The organism is Labilithrix sp. (assembly GCA_019637155.1).
In the GTDB taxonomy this organism is placed as follows: Bacteria; Myxococcota_A; Polyangia; order Polyangiales; family Polyangiaceae; genus Labilithrix.
Genome location: JAHBWE010000001.1, coordinates 392,265 through 413,225, shown reverse-complemented (window position 1 = coordinate 413,225; position 20,961 = coordinate 392,265). Strand labels below are relative to the sequence as shown.

The following is a 20,961-nucleotide window of genomic DNA, read 5'->3' as shown; positions in this document are numbered from 1 at the left end:
CGCTATTCGGTGCCGATGATGACGAGCAAACCCGTCAAGATCACGACGACCATCGTGATCCCCGCCACCGCGATGAACACGAGGACGCTCCCGCCCTTGCCCCCCTTCGGGTGCGCGATGGACGTCATGTTCGTCGTCGCGAGCCGCGGCAAGGGACCGGTGATCGGCGGCTGGAACTGCTGATGTTGCAGGTCCGGATACGACGGCGACGGCGGCGGGACGTGCGGCTGCGGCGGCGCGAGGAGCGGGTTCTGCGGCAGCGGCCGCGACATCATCATGACGGTGTGCTCGGTCGGCTCCTCCGCGCCGGGGAACTTCTCGACCTTCTGCGTCGTCGACGACGGGCTCGGCGCCCGCACGCCGATCGTCGGGCCGTCGGGATCGATCGCGAGGGTGCGCTGCTCCTGATCGGCGGGGTGCGCCTCGGGCGGGGCCTTCAGCGGAGACGTCGGGGTGTAGATCGACTCGAGCGCCTCGGCGGGCAGCTCCTCGATCTTGCCCATCACCGTCGCGTCCTCGTGCACCGAGCCGGCGGCGGGCGAAGGGCGCATCACCGTGCGCGCGTCGTCGACGGGAGAAGGACGCATCAACGTGCGGCCTTCGTCGTCGGCCGGGCTCTCTCGCCGCCCCGGCAACGAGCGGATCGCGAGGAGCATCGACCTCGCGTCCGGCCAGCGGTCCTTGCGATCGAACGCGAGCGCGCGGTCGACGGTCTGGCGCAGCTTCACCGGAATGCCGCGCTCGATCTCGCCGACGGGGCGCACCGGGAAGTTCGCCGCCGCGACGAGCATCTCCGCCGCGCTCTCGCCTTCGTGGACGGGCTGCCCGGTGAGGAGGACGAAGAGCGTCGCGCCGATCGCCCAGATGTCGGTGCGCGCGTCGACGTTGTCGCTGTGCCCCGCCGCCTGCTCCGGCGCCATGAAGCCGGGCGTGCCGAGGAGGAAGCCGGTCGCGGTGCGCTCCGTGCGCTGGCTGTCGCGCATGCGCGCGAAGCCGAAGTCGAGGACCTTCAGGAGGCCCTGGTTCGTGACGAAGATGTTGTCCGGCTTGATGTCGCGATGGACGATCCCCTTCGCGTGCGCGGCGACGATGACGTCGAGCAGCTGCTCGGCGACCTCGACGACCTCGTCGACGGGGAGCTTCCCGCCGGCGTGGATCCGCCGCTGCTCGAGGAGCTCGCCCTCGAGCAGCTCCATGACGAGGAACGGCGCCCCCTCCTCCGTCACGTCGTCGTCGAGGATGCGGACGACGCCGGCGTGGCCGACCTGGTTCGCGGCGTAGCCCTCCTGGATGAAGCGGCTCTTCGTGTCGGAGTCGCGCGAGTACTCGGCGTGGAGCACCTTGATCGCCGCGCGCATGCCGTTGTTCTTGTGCGTGGCGGCGAAGACCGTACCCATTCCCCCACGCGCGATCTTTCGATCGATGCGCCACTTGTCCCGAAGGACGCGCCCCACCCAACGCGACTCTTGAAGCGTCATCGCGCGGGCGACACCTCAGAACTTGGTCGTGGCGAAGAGCACGATCCCGGTGATGAAGATCGCGAGACAGACCGTGCCCACGATCGCGAGGAGCAGGACCTGTCCCGAGAGCACGAACTTCTTCTTCGGCGCGCTCGCGGCGTTCCAGTCGCCGAACGGGTTCGGCGGCTGGTGGATGTTCGGCCCCGGATACGGGATCGGCCCCTGCCCTTGCTGGCCTTGCTGTCCCTGCGCGTAGCCGACGGGCATGTGCCCGCTCTGCGGGACCTGCAAGTGTGGGCTCGACTGCGGCACCTGCATCTGCGGGCTCGACTGCGGGAACGGGTTCGCCGCGGGCAGATGGGGACCCGACACCGGGCCGACGCTCATCGGGTAGCTCGGCGGCCCGTTCCAGCCGGGCTGCTGCTGGTACGCGTTCGGGTCCTGCCACGGCGGCTGCGGCGCCGACATCGGCGGCTGTTGCTGCTGCGCGTACGCGTTCGCGTTGGGGTCCTGCCAGCCCGGCTGGGACGGCGGCGGCGCCTGGCCGAACGGCGGCGGCGGGAACGCTCCCTCCGCCGGGCTCTCGCTCGTCAGCGACGCCGCGAGCGCGGCGAATTGTGGGCTGCTCGCCTCGTTCAGGCCGGGCGCGACCGCGAGGGTGGCATCCTCACCTTGAGCGTTTTCGCCGTCTTCGCCGATAATCACGGCGTCGTGGCCGCGGAGCATCTCCTCGCGCGACACCGCGCGCGTGGACTCCTCCTCTTCGGAGCGATCGTGGAGGACCGGCAGCTCCGCCGGCGCGCCGGCGGCGGGCAGCGGCGCGGGGACGCCCTGGGGCGGCAGCGCGGCGGTGTGTTGATCGGGCGTGAGCGGCGAGATCGGCTCCACCTGCACGGGGGGACGCGCGATCGGAGAGCGGCCGGACGCGGGCGCGGGCGGCTTCGGGCCGACCGCCGAGCGCGCGGCGTCGGTGAGGCCGGCGCCGAGACCGAAGAGCGCGAGCGACTCCTCGGCCGACTTGGCCATCGTCGGCATCTCTTCCTTCTGCGAGTCCGGCACGTCCTCCGGCATCGCGGGCTGCTCGTCGGTCGAGTCGGCGTCCTTCGCCGCGAGCGGCTTCGCCGACGACGGCGGCACGGCCGCGCTCGCCGGGAGCGCGGGCGGCTTCACGCCACGACCGGAGCTCGGCGGACCTTTTTCGCCCGGCGACGACGCGGGCGCGTTCGCGGCCGGACGCGGCGCGCCCGCGGGCCCGGCGTTGCGACCGGAAGGGAGCGGCACGCGCCCGGCGCCGGGCGAGCCCGGGCGCGGCGCGCCGATCGGCGGCGGCGCGAGGCCGATGACCGTCTGCGGCCGCTTCATCCCTGCGGGCGCGGCTCCGGCGGACGCGCCGGGCACGCCGATCGCCGGCGCGCCCGCGGCGGGGACCGGCCTCGGCTGGGAAGCCGGCGGGCCGCCGGGCGTGATGCCGCCGAACGGAGTCGGCACGGAAGGCTGCGACGTGGGCGCCGGACGCCCCTGGATCGGGAACGCGGCCGGGCCGCCGGGCACGAACGGCACCGGCGCGGTGGGCATCTGCACCCCGCCGCCGGCTCCTTGCATCGGCGGAGGCGGAACGGAGATCGGCAGCGGCATCGCCGGATCGATGTTCGGCGACGTCATCGAAACGGTCGACTCGCCTCCCCCCTCGTCCTCCTCGGGGAAGTCGTCGTTGTCGGCGCTGCTGCTCGGGTCAGCCATTCGTGCGTCTCGCCTCTAGACTACCGCAAACCAAGACGTCTCCGCAGCTTTCGCGCACTCTGACGCGAAACGTCGACCCGCTTTCCCTGGGGCAGGCAGGCCACGTAGCCCCCCGAATCGACGGATTCCAGCCGCTCTACGTGGTCGAGATTGAGGATCGCCCGGCGGTGGACCCGCTCGAAGGAGCCGGCCCGGCCGAGCTTCGCCTCCAGGTCCTGGAGGGTGTCGTCGGTCAGGATCGTGCGCGTCGACGTGTGGACGGTGACGAGGGTGCCGTCGAACGTCGCATGCGTCACCTCCGCCGGGCTCACGAGCGCCGCACCGTCGTGCGTCGCGATCGCGAGCTTCGCGAGCTTCGGCTCTTCGCTCTTCGGCGCGCCTTGATCGAGGAAGGTGCGCGCGCGATCGATCGCCTTCGAGAGCCGCGCGTCGTCGACCGGCTTCATCACGTAGTCCACCGCGCCGATCTCGAAGGCCTTCACCGCGTGCTCGGGGTGCGCGGTGAGGAACACGACGTAGGGGCGCTCCTCCGGCATCGCGAGCACGGTCTCGATCCCGGAGAGGCCCGGCATGTTCACGTCCATGATCGCGACGTCGATCTCCTCCTCGGCGAGGCGCTTCAGCACCTCCTCGCCGCTCTCGCACTCGATCGTCGCCTCGATGCCGCCGAGCTCGCCGAGGAGGCGGAGCACGCGCTTCCGAGCCATCAGCTCGTCGTCGCAGACGAGCACGCGCAGCGGGATCGAGGCCATGAAGGCGCCGGAATATCACGTCACGCGGGCGGCCGCACGCTGGGAACCGAGAGGTCCACCGCGCGCGGCAGGCGCACGCTGGTGCGGGTCCGATCGCCGTCGGCCGCGATCTCGAAGCGCGCGGATTTGCCGTACGCGAGCGCGAGGCGCTTCTCGACGATCGGGAGCCCGCTGCCGCCGGCGCGCGGGCCGGTGTACGTACCGGGATTGGCGATCTCCACGTCGATCGCGCCGCCCTCGGTCTCCTTCACGACGAAGCGGACCACCCCTTTGTGGCGCTTGAGCGGGCCGTGCTTCATCGCGTTCTCGACCAGCGGCAACAGCACCATCGGCGGGACCTCGACGTTCGGGAGCGGATCCGGCACGTCGCGCTCGACCGTGAAGAGGGTGGGATCGCGGATGGCGTGGAGGGCGAAGAGCGCGTCGACGAGCTCCACCTCGCGCGCGAGCGGCCACGTCGTGGTGCCGATCGCGGTCATCATCGTGCGGAGCATCGACGAGAGCTGGAGGATCGCGCGCTCGGCGACGAGGCCGTCGGCCCGGCACCACTCCGCGATCGCGTTCAGCGTGTTGAACAGGAAGTGCGGATCGAGGTGGCTCTTCAGCGCGAGGAGCTGCGCGTGATCGGCCTCCCGCGCGAGCGCCTCCGCGCGGGCGCGGGCGCGGCGGAGGTTCTCCTCGAGATCGATGTCGCGCGCGAGCCCCCAGCCGCCGACCCAGAACAGCGCGAGGCACACCGCGAGGCTCGGCGACGTCGTCATGAAGGTGCGGCCGATCCCGAGGACGAGCGGCATGAGCCAGCCCACGCCGAACACGACCGCCGCGCCGATGCCGGCGTAGACGACGACGCGCCCGAGCGCGCCGGCGCCGATCGGGCGATCGATCGGGAAGAGCGCGCGCCACGACATCGGCGCGACGAGGAGGAAGCTTCCGCAGAGGAAGAGCGCGATCGGCACCGCGCCGGGATCGCGGCTGTAGGCGTCCTGGATGATCGTCATCGGCACGACGACGAGCGCGATCGGGATCGCGCGACGCGGCACGAGGAGCGCCCTGACGGTCGACCGAAGGATGCCTCCCCCCGGACCGACGAGCGGCAGGCGCGACGACGGAACCGCGGCCATCGGCCGGATTGTAGACTAGCTCGCGCTCTTCTTGCCGCTCAGCGCCTCGAGGATCGCGCGATCGCCCTGGAGCGCGGTGCGCTGCATGTAGAGCTGCATGCCGCGCCGCGCGCCGAGCTCTTCGCCGCCGCCGGCGCGGCCGGGGCCGCCGTGGACGAGCTGCGGGAGCGCCATGCCGGGGGGGAGCGACTGGCCCGCGACCTTCGCCGAGCCGATCATGATGCGGCCGTGGTACGGCGCGATGCCGACGACGGCGCTGCGGAGGAAGTCCTTGTCGTCCGAGTAGACGCTCGTGACGAGGCCGCCGCCGCCCGCCGCGACGAGGGACACCGCGCCGGCGACGCCGGCGTACGGCATCACCGTCGCGACCGGCCCGAACACCTCGTGCTCGTGCACCGCGTCGCCCGGCTTCGGGTCCGCGCCGTGGAGGAGCACCGGCGTCGTGAAGTAGCCCTTGTCGTGCACGCCGCTCGTCTTGCCGAACACCACCTTCGCGCACGACTCGAGCTTCGCGACGCCGCTCTTCACGTCGGCGTGCTGCTGCGCGGTGGACACCGGGCCCATGTTCATCGCCTCGTCGGCGGGGTTGCCGACCTTCACCGCCGCGAGGCGCTCTTTCAGCGCGTCGAGCACGTCGGAGACGCGGTCCTTCGCGACGTAGATGCGACGGATCGCGGTGCACTTCTGCCCCGTCTTCTGCGTCATCTCGCGCGCGACGTCGGCGACGAAGAGGTTCATGACGTCGGAGCCGACCTCGACGTCGGGGCCGAGGACGGCGGCGTTCAGCGAGTCGGCCTCGACGTTGATGCGCGTCGCCTTCGTGAGGACGCTCTCGTTCGCGCGCAGCTTCGCCGCGGTGATGCTCGAGCCGGTGAACGCGAGGACGTCCTGCGACTCGAGGCGCGCGAGCAGATCGCCGGGGCTGCCGCACACGAGCGAGAGCGCGCCGTCGGGCAGCACCTTCGCCTCGACCAGGATCTCGACGATGCGGTGCGCGACGAGCGCGGTGCTCGTCGCCGGCTTCGACACGACCGGCATGCCGGCGAGGAGCGCGGTCGCCGCCTTCTCGGCGAGCCCCCACGCCGGGAAGTTGAACGCGTTGACGTGGACGGCGGCGCCCTCGCGCGGGAGCCACACGTGCTGGCCGAAGAGGCGCGCGCCGCGACCGAGCTGCACGCCGTCGCCGTCGGCGAGGACGAAGCCGTCGCCGAGCTCGGGCGCGAGGTCGGCGTAGGCCGCGAGGGTGCCGATCGCGCCGTCGATGTCGAACTTCGCGTCGCCGCGCGTGTTGCCGCCGTTCGCGATCGCGAGGCCGATCAGCTCGTCGCGCTTCGCGTGGATCGCGCGCGACATCGCGCGGAGCATCTCGCCGCGCTGGACGAAGGACATCGCGCGGAGGGCGGGGCCGCCCTTGGTCCGCGCGTACGCGAGCGCGGCGCCGAGGTCGAGGCCCTCGGTCGACGTCGTCGCGATGACCTCCTCGGTCGAGGGGTTCACGAGCTCGGCCTTCTTGCCGCTGCCCTTCTGCCACGTCCCGGAAATGAAGCTCGCGAGCTCGTTCATGGTGTCCTCTCTCGGCGCGACATAACACCGGCGCGCAACCGTTTGAAGCCGCGCCGCGCTAAGCTCGGCAGATGCTTCGCCGTTGGGGACTCGCCTTCGTGACCGTGGTCTTGCTCGTAGGCGCGTGGGCCGCGTGCGTCGGCGACGACCTGCAGACGTCGCAGTCCGGACGCGGGGCGCAGGGTCAGCCGTGCTTCGAGAACGACACCTGCCTCGTCGGCCTCACGTGCCGGAGCGGCGTCTGCCAGATCGAGACGCCGGACGGCGGGAGCAGCACGAGCTCGACGTCGTCGTCATCGTCGTCATCGTCGTCGTCGTCGAGCTCCTCCAGCTCGAGCAGCGGCGGCTTCCCGGAGAAGGAGTGCGGCCTCGTCACCGAGGGCGACGCGCCGACGTGCGCGACGGCGATCGACGCGGGCTCGGATCCGACCTGCGGCGGCGGCCTGCGCGCGTGCTGCCCCGGACAAGGGTGCGTCTCGGACGCGACGAGCGAGACGTGCACCGCGCCGGCCGGGGTCTACGCGTGCTTCGCGGGGCCGCAGTGCCCGACGCCGACCGATCGTTGCTGCCTCCGCGGGACGGCGATCCCGGAAGCGGCCACGCAGTGCGACGGCCCGGCGCGGCTGAGCGGCGACGGCAGCACGTGCGCCGCCGCGTGCGACGGGAACGACGTCGAGCTCTGCAGCCCCGCCGCCCCCGCGTCGTGCGGAGCCGGCCGCAAGTGCGAGCGCGTCGCCCTCGACATGGTCGGCGCCGACGGCGTGTCCCATCGCCGCGCGGTCGGCCGCTGCGTCACCGACCCGGAGGGCGTCCGCGACAGCGGCGCCGACGACGCGGAGGCGGGAGCGCCGCACGATCAGTGCGCCTACCTGTCCGGCAAAGTCGCGCCGGCGTGCCCGACCGATCCGGCGGACCAGCAGTGTGGAGCGGCCCTCCCGAACTGCTGCGTCGGCACGGGCTGCACGCCGAACGCCGGCGGCTGCCCCGCGAACCCGTACCCGTGCTTCGCGTCCGACCACTGCCAGAACCGCTGCTGCTTCAACGGCTCGATCCCGAACGAAGTGCCCGCGACGTGCACGTCCGCCGCCGGCACGTTCGCGCCGTCGTCGGCGGCCGCTCGCCCGCTCTGCAGCGGCACGAGCTCCTGCACGAGCGGCCTCGAGCTCTGCGACGACGACGCGGCCGCGAAGCCATGCCTCTCCGGCACCTGCAGGCGCATGGAGATCACGCTCGACGGCTTCACGCGCACCATCGGCGTCTGCGTCCCCTGAGCCGGTGGGTCACGCGTCGCGCGATGGGGACTGCGTCGAAAGGAGCCCCGCGACGACCTTCGCGGGCGTGAGGTCCGACGTGTCGATCGTGACGTCGGCCTGCTCGTAGAGCGGCGTGCGCGCGGTGAGGAGCTGCTTCAGCTCGTTCATCGCCTTCGGCCGCCCCCGCATCGGGCGCACGTCGCCTTGCGCGACGACGCGGTCCCAGTGCTCGCGCGGCGTCGCCTTCAGCCAGACCGTGCGCGCGCGCGAACGGAGGAGGCCCCACGTCTCCGCGTCGGTCACGATCGAGCCGCCGGTCGCGATCACGGAGGGCTTGCCGTCGTCGAGGATGCGGCGGAGCACGTCGCGCTCCATCGCGCGGTAGTACGCCTCGCCGTGGATCTCGAAGATCGTCGCGAGCGTCATCTGCGCCTCGCGCACGATCGCCTCGTCGAGCTCGACGAACGGGACGCCGAGCTTCTTCGCGAGCGCGGCGCCGATCGAGCTCTTCCCCGCGCCGCGGAGCCCGACGAGCGCGATCGACCGCGGCTTCGCGGCGCCCGCGCGCGACGCGCGACCGGCCCGCGCGAGGAGCTCCGCGCCGGTCGTGCCGAGCGCCTCCGCGACGTCCTCGAGCCGCGCGACGGAGATGTTCCCCTCCCCTTGCTCGAGCTGGACGAGGAAGCGCTCGCTCACGCCCGCCGCCGCCGCGAGCGCCTTCAGCGTGAGCGCCCGCTCGGCGCGCCGCTCGCGCACGGCGAGGCCGAGCGACTCGAGGAGCGCGCTCCGGCGCCTCACTGCAGTATACTGCGCTTCAGCCACTGTTCCTGCACTATACTACTTGCCGGCCCCGCTGTCGCGGAGTAAGGGATCCGGACGATGGCCGAGACCGCTGCAGCACACGAGCCGGTGCGCTTCGAGACGCACCCCGATCGCTACATCCACTGGAAGCTCGACTTCCCGGCCGAGCACGGCGGCAAGGTCGCGCGCCTCGCGATGGACGTGAAGGAGGACCGCGGCATGCGCCCCGGCTACCCGCTCAAGCTGAACTCGTACGACCTCGGCGTCGACGTCGAGCTCGCCGACGCGATCCAGCGCGTCCGCTTCGAGCACCCGGAGGTCCGCGCCGTCGTCGTCACGAGCGCGAAGGACCGCATCTTCTGCTCGGGCGCGAACATCTACATGCTCGGCAGCTCCACCCATGGCTTCAAGGTGAACTTCTGCAAGTTCACGAACGAGACGCGCCTCTACCTCGAGGAGATGAGCGCCGAGAGCGGCATCCCCACGCTCTGCTCCCTCGCCGGCACCGCGTCGGGCGGCGGCTACGAGCTCGCGATCGCGTGCGACGAGATCGTCCTCGCCGACGACGGATCGAGCGCGGTCTCCTTCCCCGAGGCCCCGCTCCTCGCGGTCCTCCCCGGCACCGGCGGCCTCACGCGCCTCGTCGACAAGCGGAAGATCCGGAAGGACCTCGCCGACGCGTTCTCCACCATCGCCGAAGGCGTCCGCGGCAAGCGCGCGGTGGAGTGGGGCCTCGTCGACGAAGCCCCGCCGAAGGCGAAGCTCGAAGAGGTGACGAAGAAGCGCCTCGAGGCGCTCGCCGGCAAGGCGACGCGCAAGCCCTTCCCCGCGGTGAAGCTCCCCGCGCTCGACGCGAAGCGCTCGCCGGAGAAGATCGAATACACGCACGTGACCTTGGAGCTCTCGCCGAAGGCGCGCACGGCGAAGCTCACGATGAAGGCGCCGGCGACGAAGCAGCCCTCGAGCCCGGAGGAGCTCGCGAAGGCGGGCGCGTCGGCGTGGGCGATCCAGGCGTTCCGCGAGCTCGACGACGCGCTGCTCGAGCTGCGCTTCAACCACCCGAACATCGGCGTCGTCGCGGTGGAGACGAGCGGCGACGCCGCCGCCGTCCTCGAGGTGGACGCGATGCTCGCGAAGCACAAGGACGACGGGCTCGTGCGCGAGGTCACGCTCCTGATGAAGCGCGTCCTCAAGCGGATGGACCTCACCGCGAAGAGCTTCTTCGCCCTCGCGACGCCGGGCTCCGCGTTCGCCGGCTCGCTCCTCGAGCTCGCGCTCGCGTCGGACCGCGTCTACATGAAGGACGATCCCGACGCCGAGGTCACGATGCAGGCGTCGGCGATGAACGCGGGGCCGCTCCCGATGTCGAACGGCCTCACGCGCCTCCAGACGCGGTTCCTCAAGGACCCGGCCGCGGTCTCCCGCGTGCTCGAGGCGGGCAAGATGGACACCGCCGCCGCGAACGAGCGCGGGCTCGTCACGTTCGCGCCCGACGACATCGACTGGGACGACGAGATCCGGATCGCGTTCGAGGAGCGCGCCTCGATGTCGCCCGACGCGATGACGGGGATGGAGGCGTCGCTCCGCTTCGCCGGCCCGGAGACGATGGAGACGAAGATCTTCGGCCGCCTCTCGGCGTGGCAGAACTGGATCTTCCAGCGCCCCAACGCGGTCGGCGATCGCGGCGCATTGACCCTTTACGGAAAACCGGAGCGCCCGGAATTCAACTTTGCGAGGACCTGAGCGATGTCGACCGTCGTCAACGACACCAAGATTCCGAACAACGTCGACCTCTCGTCCGACAAGCGACTTCAGCGCGCGCTCGAGGCCTGGCAACCGAACTTCCTCTCGTGGTGGAACGAGATGGGCCCGTTCGGCTTTCAGAAGGACGACATCTTCCTTCGCACCGCGATCAGCGTGACGAGCGACGGCTGGGCCCATTTCGATTACGTGAAAATGCCGGATTACCGCTGGGGCATTTTCCTCGCCGACCCGGTCGCCGATCGCAAAATCGGCTTTGGCGATCACCTCGGCGAGCCGGTCTGGAGAGAGGTCCCCGGCGAGCACCGCAACGCGCTCCGCCGCATCATCGTGACCCAGGGCGACACCGAGCCCGCGAGCGTCGAGCAGCAGCGCCTCCTCGGCCACTCGTGCCCGAGCGTCTACGACCTCCGCAACCTGTTCCAGGTCAACGTCGAGGAGGGCCGTCACCTCTGGGCGATGGTCTATCTCCTCCACACCTATTTCGGCCGCGACGGCCGCGAGGAGGCGGAGGCGCTCCTCCAGCGCCGCTCCGGCGATCCCGACAAGCCGCGCATCCTCGGCGCGTTCAACGAGCCGTGCACGGACTGGCTCTCCTTCTTCATGTTCACGTTCTTCACCGACCGTGACGGCAAGTTCCAGCTCCTCGCCCTCGCCGAGAGCGCGTTCGATCCGCTCTCGCGCACGACGCGCTTCATGCTGACGGAGGAGGCGCATCACATGTTCGTCGGCGAGACGGGCGTGCTCCGCGTCGTCGACCGCACCGCGCAGCAGATGGCGGAGAAGAAGCTCGAGACGCCGGACCAGGTCCGCGCGCAGGGCCTCATCGATCTCCCGACGATGCAGAAGTACCTGAACCTCTGGTACTCGCTCTCGCTCGACCTCTTCGGCGGCGAGATCAGCTCGAACGCGGCGACCTACTTCGCGACCGGCATGAAGGGCCGCGCGAAGGAGGACCAGTTCGAGGACCACGCCGCGCTCACCGGCGCGTACGCGATGGACGTCATGAAGGACGGCAAGCTCGTGAAGGAGGACGTCGCGATGCGCAACGCGATGAACGAGGTCCTCCGCGACGCGTACGTCGAGGACTGCCAGCGCGGCGTCGACAAGTGGAACCGCACCATCGCGGCCCACGGCATCCCGTTCCAGCTCTCGCTCCCGAGCCGCCGCTTCCACCGCCACATCGGCATCTACGCCGGCGTCTCCTTCGACCCCGCGGGCAACCCCATCTCGAAGGACGCGTTCGAGGCGAAGAAGGACGAGTGGCTCCCGTCCGACGCGGACAAGCAATACGTCCAGAGCCTGATGCAGAAGCCCGTCTTCGAGCCGAAGCAGATGGCCAACTGGATCGCCGCGCCGAAGCAGGGCATCAAGGGCCGCCCCGTCGACTTCGAGTACGTGCGCCGCGAAGCCTGAGTTTCTCAACGCAGGGGGCTTCGCCCCCTGCACCCCGCTCGCAGCCGTAGGACGCGTGCGAAGACGCACGCATCCTCCACTGCTCGCCGATGCAGGACCCTACGGGGGCGCGAGCTTGCGGGCGGGTTTAGCGGCGGGCGCGGCGACGGAGGAAGAGAGAGAGGCCGAAGAGGGCGAGGAGTGCGCTCCATGGTGCATCCGTCTTCGTGGGCGTCGTCGAGCAGCCGCGCGGGGCGGGGATCGCTTCTTCCTCTTCCTCGTCGTCCTCCTCCACGGTCTTCTTCTTCTTCGGCTTGGTCTTCTTCGGCGTCGACTCATCGCCGGGCTTCGTCTCGAGCGGCGTCGCCTCGGGGTCGACCTCGGTCGGGGTCGGGTCCACGGTCTTCGGCGCGATGCAGGTGCCCTGCGCGACGCCGACCGCCTTCCACGCGCAGTCGATCGTGTTCACGTCGTCCTCGCCGAGCTTCAGGTCGGCGGCGGCTTGCAGCGTCGCCTTCGCCATCGCCGCGAAGTCGGAGCTCTCCGAGAGGTAGGTCGTGTTCGCGCGGTGCCAGACCTTCGCGAGGTTGTCCCAGCCGATCCCCTTGCCCGCGACGGTGACCTTCGACACGTGATGCGTGCCGCCCACCGTCATGAGCTGCGCGGCCTTGTTCGGGATGCCGCTGTTCACGTGCACGCCGCCGTTGTCCTCCTCCACCGAGAGCTGCTGGAACTGGCTCATGTGGCTCGGCTGCGGCTGCGAGACCGACTCCGGCTTGTCCATGTCGCGCATCGGGAGGTCGCTCCCCTTCGGGATCCCCTCGCCGAGGTGCCAGTTCTTCACGGCGTCCGGCGCGAACGAGTGCTCGACCACCGCGCCGAAGACGTCCGAGATCGACTCGTTCAGCGCGCCGGACTGGTTCAGGTAGATGAGGCCGGAGGTGAAGTTCGTCACCGCGTGCGTGAACTCGTGCGCGACGACGTCCATCGAGCTCGCGAACGGGTTGAAGAAGTCGCGGCCGTCGCCGAACGAGACCGCGTTCGTGATCGGATCGAACGTCGCGTTGTCCCAGCCGGGCTGGCCGTCCTGGTCGTCGCCGACGTGCGTGAACACGCGCTGCTCGCCGCCCTTCCCGTCCCAGCCCCGGTAGCCGAGCGTGTTCGCGAAGAAGTCGGTCGAGAGCGCGGTGAAGAAGTGGCTGTCCACCGCCGCGCCGGGCGCGCGTCGATCGGCCGTGTCCCACGACGTCGCGCTGTTGCTCGTGACGACGCGCGCGCTCTGGACGTTGGGGGACTGCCGCGCGTCGAGCGTGCGGATGACGGCGGCGCGCGTCGTGTCGACGAGCACGTTGCGCCCGTTCTGGACGGAGAACTCGATCTTCCGCTCCTGCCCCAGGATGCCCCTCCCCGTCCCCTCGATCGACGTCACGCGATCGAACATGAGCCGCACGGTCCCGTCGTGCGCGTCGACGAGCACGCGCCACGCGCCGCGATCGCCGGCGCGCAGGTCGAATTCCCACGCGAGCGCGGGGGTCGCGACGCCGTAGCCGTCGACGACGAGCCGCGCGTCACCGAGCACGCTCACCTCCGCGCCGCCCTCCGCGCCGCCTCTGCGAGCCTGGAGCGCCGTCGTCGCGGTCGCGAGCGCCGCGTCGCGCGTCACCGCCGGCGTCAGGTCGAGCGCCGCGAGCGCGGGGACGTAGTGCTGCTCGAGCGACGTCAGCCTCCCCTCGCCGTCGAAGTGCACGCGCACGTTGCCGCCGGTGACGGGGACGCCGCGCTCGACCTGCTGCATCCGCACGTGCGTCATCGCGAGGTCGTCGACGTCGGTGCGCGTGACGACGAGCTCCTCGTCCGGCGCGCGCAGCTTCAGCACGTCCTTGTTCGCCGCGAGGAACGCCTTCGCCGTCACGCGCGGCCCCGCTCCACGCGGCGGCGCGACGAACGCCGCGGTGTGGAGGACCGCGTCCTGCCGCACCGTCCACGCGACGCCCGTGCGCTCGCGGAGCGTCGCCTCCGCCGCCTTCTCCTCCGACGTCGCGAGGGACGAAGGCTCGGAGCGCGTATCCGCGCAGGCGAAGAGGCAAGTACCACCGACGAAGAGCCCGAGGACGATCGTACGCATCGACCCGACGCCTCAGCGAAGGCCGTGCCGCGCGCCGCGCCTCCGAGCGATGCGCCGCCATTTTCGATCGATCGCGCGCTGTCCGACACGCTCCGAGAGACGTCCGCGCTCCACGATCCACGCGCCGCGAGCGCGCCGCGCGCCGAGCCTGATCGAAAACCTCACACCAGCGTGCGAGCGGAATATCGCGCCGTAACCGGAAATGATGCGGTGATCGCAGGCATTTCTGAAGGGCACGTGAGTTGCTGCTCTCCGCGTCATGCCTCGTCTACGTGGACTCCTCTCGCTCTCGCTCTCGTTCGCCGCCCTCGCGGGCGCGACCTCCATCGCCTGCTCCGAGGACGCGCTCGCGCCGGACGAGGCGTTCGCCGCCGACGACACCGCGCCGGTGACGGAGGAGGCGCAGGCGAAGATCGACGCGTTCACGCGCGACGGCAGCGCCTTCGACTCCGCGCCGCCCGAGACCTCCGGCTTCGGCTTCCTCCACGCCGTCGCGCAGCGCCTGTACTCGGGCTTCGACGGCGTGCACGAGTTCGCGATCCCGGTCGGCTTCCGCGGCGGCGGCGAGGACCTCACCGTCGTCGCCGACGATCCGGCCGCCGCGAACGTCACGTCCGTGAAGGCCACGACCCCGCGCCCCGGCCCGCCGACCGCCTACTTCATGGTCACGCCGAAGAAGGCCGGGCTCCTCGCGATCACGGCGACGAGCGGGACGCAGAAGGTGACCGCGCGCATCGCGGTCGCGGCGTACGAGCCCGCGCAGTGGGAGACCGGCGCGGCGCGCTACGCGAACGGCGGGGCGAACCCCGCCTGCAGCAGCTGCCACGTCACGGGGCGGGCCCACGATCACTCGCCCACCGCGCTCGCCACCGTCACCGACGGGGACGTCGCGAAGATCATGACGCTCGGCCAGAAGCCGGGCCCCACCACCATCACCGAGGTCGATCACCGCTGGTCGATGACGGACGACGAGCGCCGCGGGCTCATCGTCTACCTCCGCTCGCTCGAGCCGCGCGGCTTCAGCGAGTAGCGCGCCGGCGGAGGACGAGCGCGAGACCGAGGACACCGAGGAGCGCGCTCCACGGCGCCTCCGTCTTCGCGTTCGTCGTCGAGCAGCCGGCCGCGGCGGCCGCGGGCGCCTCTTCGTCGTCGCCCGCGAGGACCTTGCGCCTCTTCGCCGGCTTCTCCTCTTCCTCCTCCTCCGCGCTCGCCGGCAGCTCCTCGTCGGCCTTCGCCGGCGTGACGCCGACGTCTTCGGGCTCCTCGTTCGCCGGCGCGTCGTCGTCCATCGCGGGCGCGGCGGGAGGGGGCGGCGGCGGCGCGGCGCACTCGCCTTGCGTCACGCCGACCGCCTTCCACGCGCAGTCGAGCGCGTCGACCTCCGCCGGCGTGAGCTTCAGATCGGCCGCCGCGAGGAGGGTCGCCTTCGCCATCGCCGCGAAGTCGGAGCTCGTCGTGAGGTACGTCGCGTTCGCGCGGTACCAGACCTTCGCGAGGTTGTCCCAGCCGATGCCGCCGTTCACCTTCACCTTCGACACCGTGTTCGTGCCGCCCATCGTCGCGAGGAACGCGGCGTGGTTCGGGATGCCGGAGTTGATGTGGACGCCGCCGTTGTCGGTCGTCGTCTGCACGAGCTCCTTCATGTGCTTCGGCTGCTTGCCCTTCTCCGGCGCGCCGAGATCGCGGAGCGCCTGCGGGCCGGCGCGGAGGGAGCCCTCGCCGAGGAGCCAGTTGTCGACCGGGTCGGGGTCGATCGCGTGCTCGACGACGGCGCCGAAGACGTCCGCGATCGACTCGTTGAGCGCGCCGGACTGGTCCTTGTAGACGAGGTTCGAGCTCGTCGCGATGACGGCGTGCGTGTACTCGTGCGCGGTGATGTCGAGCGAGCCCGCGAGCGGCTTGAACTTCGCCTTGCCGTCGCCGAACGCGATGACGTTCGAGGTCCGCGAGTAGAACGCGTTGTCGAGGCCGGTGCCGTCGTCGTCCTCGAAGTGGACGAGCACCGTCATCGCGCCGTTCTCGTCGTCCCAGCCTTTGCGCGCGAACGTCTTCGCGAAGTAGTCGGTGACGGCGGCCATGTTCGTGTGCGCGTCGACCGCGGCGCCCGCTGCGGTCGCGGACGCGGTGTCCCACGACTTGCCGTCCTCCGACGTGAACAGCGGCGGCGTCGCCGACCTCGTCCCGGTCGAGTCGCGCGTGACGATGCGCGCCGGCCGCGTCACGTCCGCGAGCACGTTGCCGCCGGTGTTGGTCGACCGCGCGTAGTTGAGCGGGCGGACCTTGCCGTCGAGCGCGACGCCGGAGCCGACGATGTCCTCGACCTGATCGATCCGCTCGACGATCGCGCCCGTCTTCGCGTCGACGCCGATCCGCCAGCCGTGGCGCGCGCCGCTCCGCACCTCGATCTGCCACGCGAGCACGGGCTTCACGCCGCCGTCCGCGAGCACGACGAGGACGGGGTCCGCCGCGAGCTCGAGCGCCTCCGCCGCGATCGCGGGGACGAGCCGGCGCGCCTCTTCGATCGCGACCCTGCTCGCGGCGGCCTCGTCGATCGCGGGCGTGAGGTCGAGCGACGCGAGGCCCGGCACGTAGCGCTCTTGCACCGACGTGACGCGGCCCGCCGCGTCGTAGTGGGCGAGGACCTCGCCGCCGGCGACCGGCACGCCGCGCTCGACCTGCTGGAGGCGGACGTGCGTCATCGAGAGCGCGTCGACGTCGGCGCGGAGCTTCCGGAGCTCCTCCTTCGGCGCGCGGAGACCGAAGCGCGCGCGGTTCCGATCGAGGAAGCTCACCGTCGCGACGCTCGGATCGACGCGCGGCGCGAGCACGGTCGGCCCCACGCCCTTCGGCGCCGCGAACGCCGGCGTCCCGAGGCGCGCGTCGTCTTCGATCGTCCACTCTTCGCTCTGCGGCTTCGTCTCCTCCGGCGCGCACGCGGCCACGCCCATCACACCGACGACAAGGACCAGGACACCGAGCTTCGCGTTGCGCATGTCCAGACCCATGGCGAAGGTCGTGCCGGAGCGCGCTTGCGCAACGCACCTGAAATTCGCCGGCGATCCGGCCTCCTCCCACCTTTGGCGAGGGCGCCGATGCGCTCAGGATCCTCGAGATCCTCTCAGATCCGAGAAATCGGGCGGGTGGTGATCTGCCAGATCGCGTCCGCATTTCGCCCTGTTTTTCCGGGTCCTCGCCCGCCACCGGGACGAACCGTTGCGCAACGGCAGGGGCACGTCGCTTGCTGCTTCGGCGTGCATGACGCTCCGCCCGCTCCTCTGCGCAGCCCTCGTCGTGTCCGCGCTCGTCGCTTGCTCGCAGCCTTCGCTCATCGGCGCAGAGGAGCCGGCGGCCGACGTCTCCGAGGTCAACGACGACGAAGAGAAGAAGGCAGCGACGCTCGAGCGCTTCGAGCGCGACGGCAGCGTCTTCGACTCGGCGCCGCCGGAGGGCTCGGGGGAAGGCACGCTCCTCTTCCAGCCGTCGCTCGAGTACTCGGGCTTCGACGGAGAGCACACGTTCAAGGTGCCGATCTCGATCCACGGCAGCGGCAGCGACCTCGTCCTCACCGCCGACGATCCGAGCGCGGTGACGATCGCGAAGGCGTCGCTCGTCGACGCGACCGGCGACAAGGGCCTCTACTACATGATCACGCCGAAGAAGGCGGGGCTCGTCACGCTCACGGCGAGGTCGCGCGGGCAGACGGCGGAGGCGGAGATCCACGTCGCGAGCTACGCGCCGTCGCGCTGGGCCGCAGGCGAGAAGCGCTACCTCGAAGGTGGCGGCGGCGCGCCGCCGTGCGCGCAGTGCCACGGCGGCGGGGAGGGCATCGATCACTCGCCGGCCGCGATCGCGTCGATCACCGACGCCGAGGTCGCGCGCATCGTGACCGCCGGCGAAAAGCCGGGCTTCGTCCCGATCGAAGGCGTGAAGCACGCGTGGGAGGTGAGCGACGCCGAGCGGCAAGGCCTCGTCACGTACCTCCGCGGGCTCGATCCGCGCGGCTTCCGCTGATCGGCTACGATGGCGGCGTGAGACGGCTCGTCTTCGCGCTCGCGCTCACGCTCGGCCTCCTCGCCGCGTGCACGCTGATCGATCCGCTCGACGACGTCAGCGCGGAGGCCGGCAAGCCGCGGCCCGACTCCGGCGCCGGGCCGCCGCCGCGCCCCGGCGACGATGACGACGACGACGTCACCGACGCGGGCGCCGACACGTCGGCGTCGTCCCCGCCGCTCGTCTTCGGCGAGGACGAGTTCAGCTGCGACGGCTTCCTCGAGCGCGAGCCCAACAACTCCGGCGGGCAAGCGAACCCGCTGCCGAGCGGGAAGGTCTGCGCGAAGCTCACCGGCGGGAGCGCCGACGTCGACGTGTACCGGTACGCGTACACGAACAAGACCGGCACTTACGAGGTCGAGGTGACCGGCGCCGCCGCCACGATCGCGATGGAGCTCGTCGACACCGGCGGCGAGGCGAAGAAGGTCGTGCTCCGGAACAGTCAGGACTTCGAGGGTCAGATCAGCGGGAGCGGCTACCTGCAGCTCACCGTCAGCGTCACTGGCACGACCGACGTCGTGCCCTACAAGATCAACGTGACTCTGCCGCCCTGAGGTAGGACCACACCCCGAGCCCGCCGAAGACGACGGCGGCGATGAGCGACACGTCGGCGACGATGTAACGCGTCCGCACCGCGTCGCGCTCCGACTCGGCGCACGCCGGCGAGCACGTGTCGCGCAGCTCGCCCGCGCGCGCACGCCCGGTCGACCCGAAGAACGCGAAGCTCCCGAGCGCCGCGACGGCGAGCCCGCCCGCGACCCAGGTGAGGGTCGGGACGTTCGACTCGCGTTGCGGCGCCAGCGCCGGCGGCTCCTGCTTCTCGGGTCTTCGCGCGAGCACGACGACGACGGATCGTCCGCGCTCGCCTTCGCGCGCGACGATGGGCTGCGCGTGAGCCTCGAAGCCGCTCGCCTCCACCGCGACGGAGTGCGGGCCCGGATCGAGGTTCACCGCGCGGCCGAGGGCGACCTCCTTGCCGTCGATCGACACACGCGCGTCGACGACGTCGCGGCGATCCGGATCGACGACCGCGACGACGACGGACGGGATCGCGGCGAGGGCTTGCTCGGTCCACTCCGCGCACGTGGAGCGGACGATCGCGGGGCACTTCTCCGAGGCGCAGACGAGGAAGGCGGAGCGCGCGTCGAGCAGGCGGCCGGCGCGGCGGTCCTTCTGGCCCTTCTCCGACGCCGCGACGCAGCGATCGACCTCGTCGGCGGTCGCCGGCGCGGGGAGCGCGACGACGAGGGCGGCGACCGCAACGGCCGCCGCGACTTTCAACGAAGACACCACGGCTTGAAGTGTTTCCCCTGCTCGTCCTCCGTATACGGCGGATTGCAGTCAGCCTTCGGATCTTTCTTCGCCGGGGCACGGGTACGCACCGTCGTCGACGGACGCGCGCCGGTCGTCACGCGCGCCCGCGCCGCGGGCTCGCTGGGCTGCTGCGCGCGGGCGGAGGGAGACGGCGGCTCGTTCTCGGGCCGCGGGGGCGGAGTGAGCACGACCGGCGGCTCGTTCTCGAGCGGCGGGGGCGGAGCGAGCACGACTGGCGGCGGCGACGACGCGGCGGGCGCCGCCGCGTGCGCAGGCGGCGGCGCGGACGCGGGCGCGGGCGCGGGCACGGGCGCCTCGCCTCCACCTCCGCCTCCGCCTCCGCCTCCACCGAGGACGAGCGCGAGCGCGATCACCGACGAAGCGCCGACGCCGACGAGCGCGAAGGCCATGCGCCGATCGCGCGGCGGCGACGGCGGCGGCGACGGCGGCGCCGCGACGACGGCGGCGATGTTCGAGTCGGCGATCGCGATCGGGTAGCGCGGCGTCGGGATCGGGTGCGTGATGAGCGCGTCCGGATCGAGGAGCGGCGCCTCGTGGCGCGGCGTCAGCGTCGTGGGGACGAGGTCCGTGATCGTGTCCGTGATCGTGTCCTCTTCGTGCTCGTGCGCGATGAGCCCGTCGACCGTGCGCGCGCGTTCGTCGAGGAGGTGCGGGGCGCGGGACTTCATCCATTCCGCGACGACGGCGCGATCGACGGGGCCGTAGGCGGCGACGAGGGCGTCGGCGAACGCTTGCGCGGTCGGGAAGCGGCGGCGTGGATCGCGCGCGAGCGCACGCCAGATCGCGGCGTCGATCGCAGCCGGCAGGTCGGGGACGACCTCGGCGACGCGCTCGGTGGGACCGCGCATCGCCTTGCCGAACAGCGCGACGTCGCTGTCCGCTTCGAACATCGGCCGGCCCGCGAGGAGCTCCCAGAGCACGACCGCGAAGCTGTAGATGTCGGAGCGCGCGTCGAGCTCGGAGTCGGCGACCTGCTCCGGGGACATGTACGCGATCTTTCCGCGGATGGTCCCGTCGTGCGTCGACCGCAAGCGGCCGGCCGCCTTCGCGACGCCGAAGTCGGTGAGCTTCGTCACGCCGCTCGTGTCGACGAGGAGGTTCTGCGGAGACACGTCGCGATGGATGAGGCCGAGCGGCTGCCCGTTGTCGCCGAGCGCCTCGTGCGCGGCGTGGAGACCGTGGAGACCGTCGATCGCGATCGCCATCGCGACCGGCAACGGCACCGCGACGCGACGCCGGCCGGTGAGGCCGTGCGTGATGAGCTCGTGGAGCGAGAGGCCCGCGACGTACTCCATCACGAGGAGGAGATCGGTGGCGGTGGACACGATGTCGACGACCTCGACGACGTTCGGATGGCGGATGCTCACCGCGAGCCGCGCCTCGTCGAGGAGCATCGTCGCGAAGTCCTTGTCGGTGCGGAGGTGCGGATGCAGCCGCTTCACCGCGACGACGTGCGTGCCGCCCCCCTCGTCACAAGTCGCGAGGTGCACGGTGCCCATTCCCCCCGACGCGAGGGCAGCGAAGAGCGTATACCGCCCGATGACCATGCTGGATTGCGCCGGCCGGGCCACGGTCTCGCAATGCTAGCTCAAAGCAGCACCAACG

General features: G+C 71.4%; 16 protein-coding genes. 6 read left to right on the top strand and 10 right to left on the bottom strand.

Annotated elements, in window-relative coordinates; translation table 11 throughout:
• Positions 1-2 precede the first annotated feature (2 nt).
• From KF837_01805 to KF837_01785, 5 genes are all read right to left on the bottom strand, one after another.
• A complete protein-coding gene (locus KF837_01805) occupies positions 3-1,397 on the bottom strand; it encodes a serine/threonine protein kinase (protein ID MBX3226011.1) in 1,395 nt (464 codons plus the stop codon).
• A 96-nt stretch (positions 1,398-1,493) separates the two neighbouring features.
• A complete protein-coding gene (locus KF837_01800) occupies positions 1,494-3,200 on the bottom strand; it encodes a hypothetical protein (protein MBX3226010.1) in 1,707 nt (568 codons plus the stop codon).
• A gap of 20 nt (positions 3,201-3,220) precedes the next feature.
• Entirely contained in the window at positions 3,221-3,952 is a 732-nt protein-coding gene (locus KF837_01795) for a response regulator transcription factor (protein ID MBX3226009.1), read from the bottom strand.
• A 20-nt stretch (positions 3,953-3,972) separates the two neighbouring features.
• Entirely contained in the window at positions 3,973-5,073 is a 1,101-nt protein-coding gene (locus tag KF837_01790; protein MBX3226008.1) for a histidine kinase, read from the bottom strand.
• A 15-nt stretch (positions 5,074-5,088) separates the two neighbouring features.
• Positions 5,089-6,636, bottom strand: a complete 1,548-nt coding sequence (locus tag KF837_01785) for a 3,4-dehydroadipyl-CoA semialdehyde dehydrogenase (protein ID MBX3226007.1) — start codon at positions 6,634-6,636, stop codon at positions 5,089-5,091.
• Between the two features lie 71 nt (positions 6,637-6,707).
• Between KF837_01785 and KF837_01780 the strand changes: the two genes are divergently transcribed.
• Positions 6,708-7,907, top strand: coding sequence for a hypothetical protein (locus KF837_01780; GenBank protein ID MBX3226006.1), 1,200 nt, complete (start codon positions 6,708-6,710; stop codon positions 7,905-7,907).
• 9 nt (positions 7,908-7,916) lie between these two features.
• Here the strand turns inward: KF837_01780 and KF837_01775 are convergent, their stop codons facing one another.
• A complete protein-coding gene (locus KF837_01775) occupies positions 7,917-8,711 on the bottom strand; it encodes a helix-turn-helix domain-containing protein (GenBank protein MBX3226005.1) in 795 nt (264 codons plus the stop codon).
• A gap of 57 nt (positions 8,712-8,768) precedes the next feature.
• Here KF837_01775 and boxC point away from each other — a divergent pair, with 57 nt between their 5' ends.
• Entirely contained in the window at positions 8,769-10,433 is a 1,665-nt protein-coding gene (boxC, locus tag KF837_01770; protein MBX3226004.1) for a 2,3-epoxybenzoyl-CoA dihydrolase, read from the top strand.
• A gap of 3 nt (positions 10,434-10,436) precedes the next feature.
• Positions 10,437-11,867, top strand: a complete 1,431-nt coding sequence (gene boxB, locus KF837_01765) for a benzoyl-CoA 2,3-epoxidase subunit BoxB (protein MBX3226003.1) — start codon at positions 10,437-10,439, stop codon at positions 11,865-11,867.
• 127 nt (positions 11,868-11,994) lie between these two features.
• On the opposite strand, the gene KF837_01760 is transcribed toward boxB, so the two are convergent.
• Positions 11,995-13,971, bottom strand: coding sequence for a M4 family metallopeptidase (locus KF837_01760; protein MBX3226002.1), 1,977 nt, complete (start codon positions 13,969-13,971; stop codon positions 11,995-11,997).
• A gap of 259 nt (positions 13,972-14,230) precedes the next feature.
• Here KF837_01760 and KF837_01755 point away from each other — a divergent pair, with 259 nt between their 5' ends.
• Positions 14,231-15,001, top strand: a complete 771-nt coding sequence (locus KF837_01755; GenBank protein MBX3226001.1) for a hypothetical protein — start codon at positions 14,231-14,233, stop codon at positions 14,999-15,001.
• On the opposite strand, the gene KF837_01750 is transcribed toward KF837_01755, so the two are convergent.
• Positions 14,991-16,964 (bottom strand): M4 family metallopeptidase, encoded by a 1,974-nt coding sequence (locus tag KF837_01750; GenBank protein ID MBX3226000.1) that lies wholly within the window; start codon positions 16,962-16,964, stop codon positions 14,991-14,993. The genes KF837_01755 and KF837_01750 overlap by 11 nt on opposite strands.
• 262 nt (positions 16,965-17,226) lie before the next feature.
• Between KF837_01750 and KF837_01745 the strand changes: the two genes are divergently transcribed.
• The gene (locus KF837_01745) at positions 17,227-17,982 is read left to right on the top strand and encodes a cytochrome c (protein MBX3225999.1); all 756 of its coding nucleotides are present in this window, start codon (positions 17,227-17,229) and stop codon (positions 17,980-17,982) included.
• Positions 17,983-17,999: 17 nt separating this feature from the next.
• Positions 18,000-18,575, top strand: coding sequence for a hypothetical protein (locus tag KF837_01740; protein MBX3225998.1), 576 nt, complete (start codon positions 18,000-18,002; stop codon positions 18,573-18,575).
• Here KF837_01740 and KF837_01735 read toward each other — a convergent pair.
• Together KF837_01735 and KF837_01730 are read right to left on the bottom strand one after the other, a co-directional pair.
• A complete protein-coding gene (locus KF837_01735) occupies positions 18,553-19,311 on the bottom strand; it encodes a carboxypeptidase regulatory-like domain-containing protein (protein ID MBX3225997.1) in 759 nt (252 codons plus the stop codon). The genes KF837_01740 and KF837_01735 overlap by 23 nt on opposite strands.
• Positions 19,299-20,927, bottom strand: coding sequence for a serine/threonine protein kinase (locus tag KF837_01730; protein MBX3225996.1), 1,629 nt, complete (start codon positions 20,925-20,927; stop codon positions 19,299-19,301). Before KF837_01730 ends, KF837_01735 begins: the two co-directional genes overlap by 13 nt.
• Positions 20,928-20,961 lie beyond the last annotated feature (34 nt).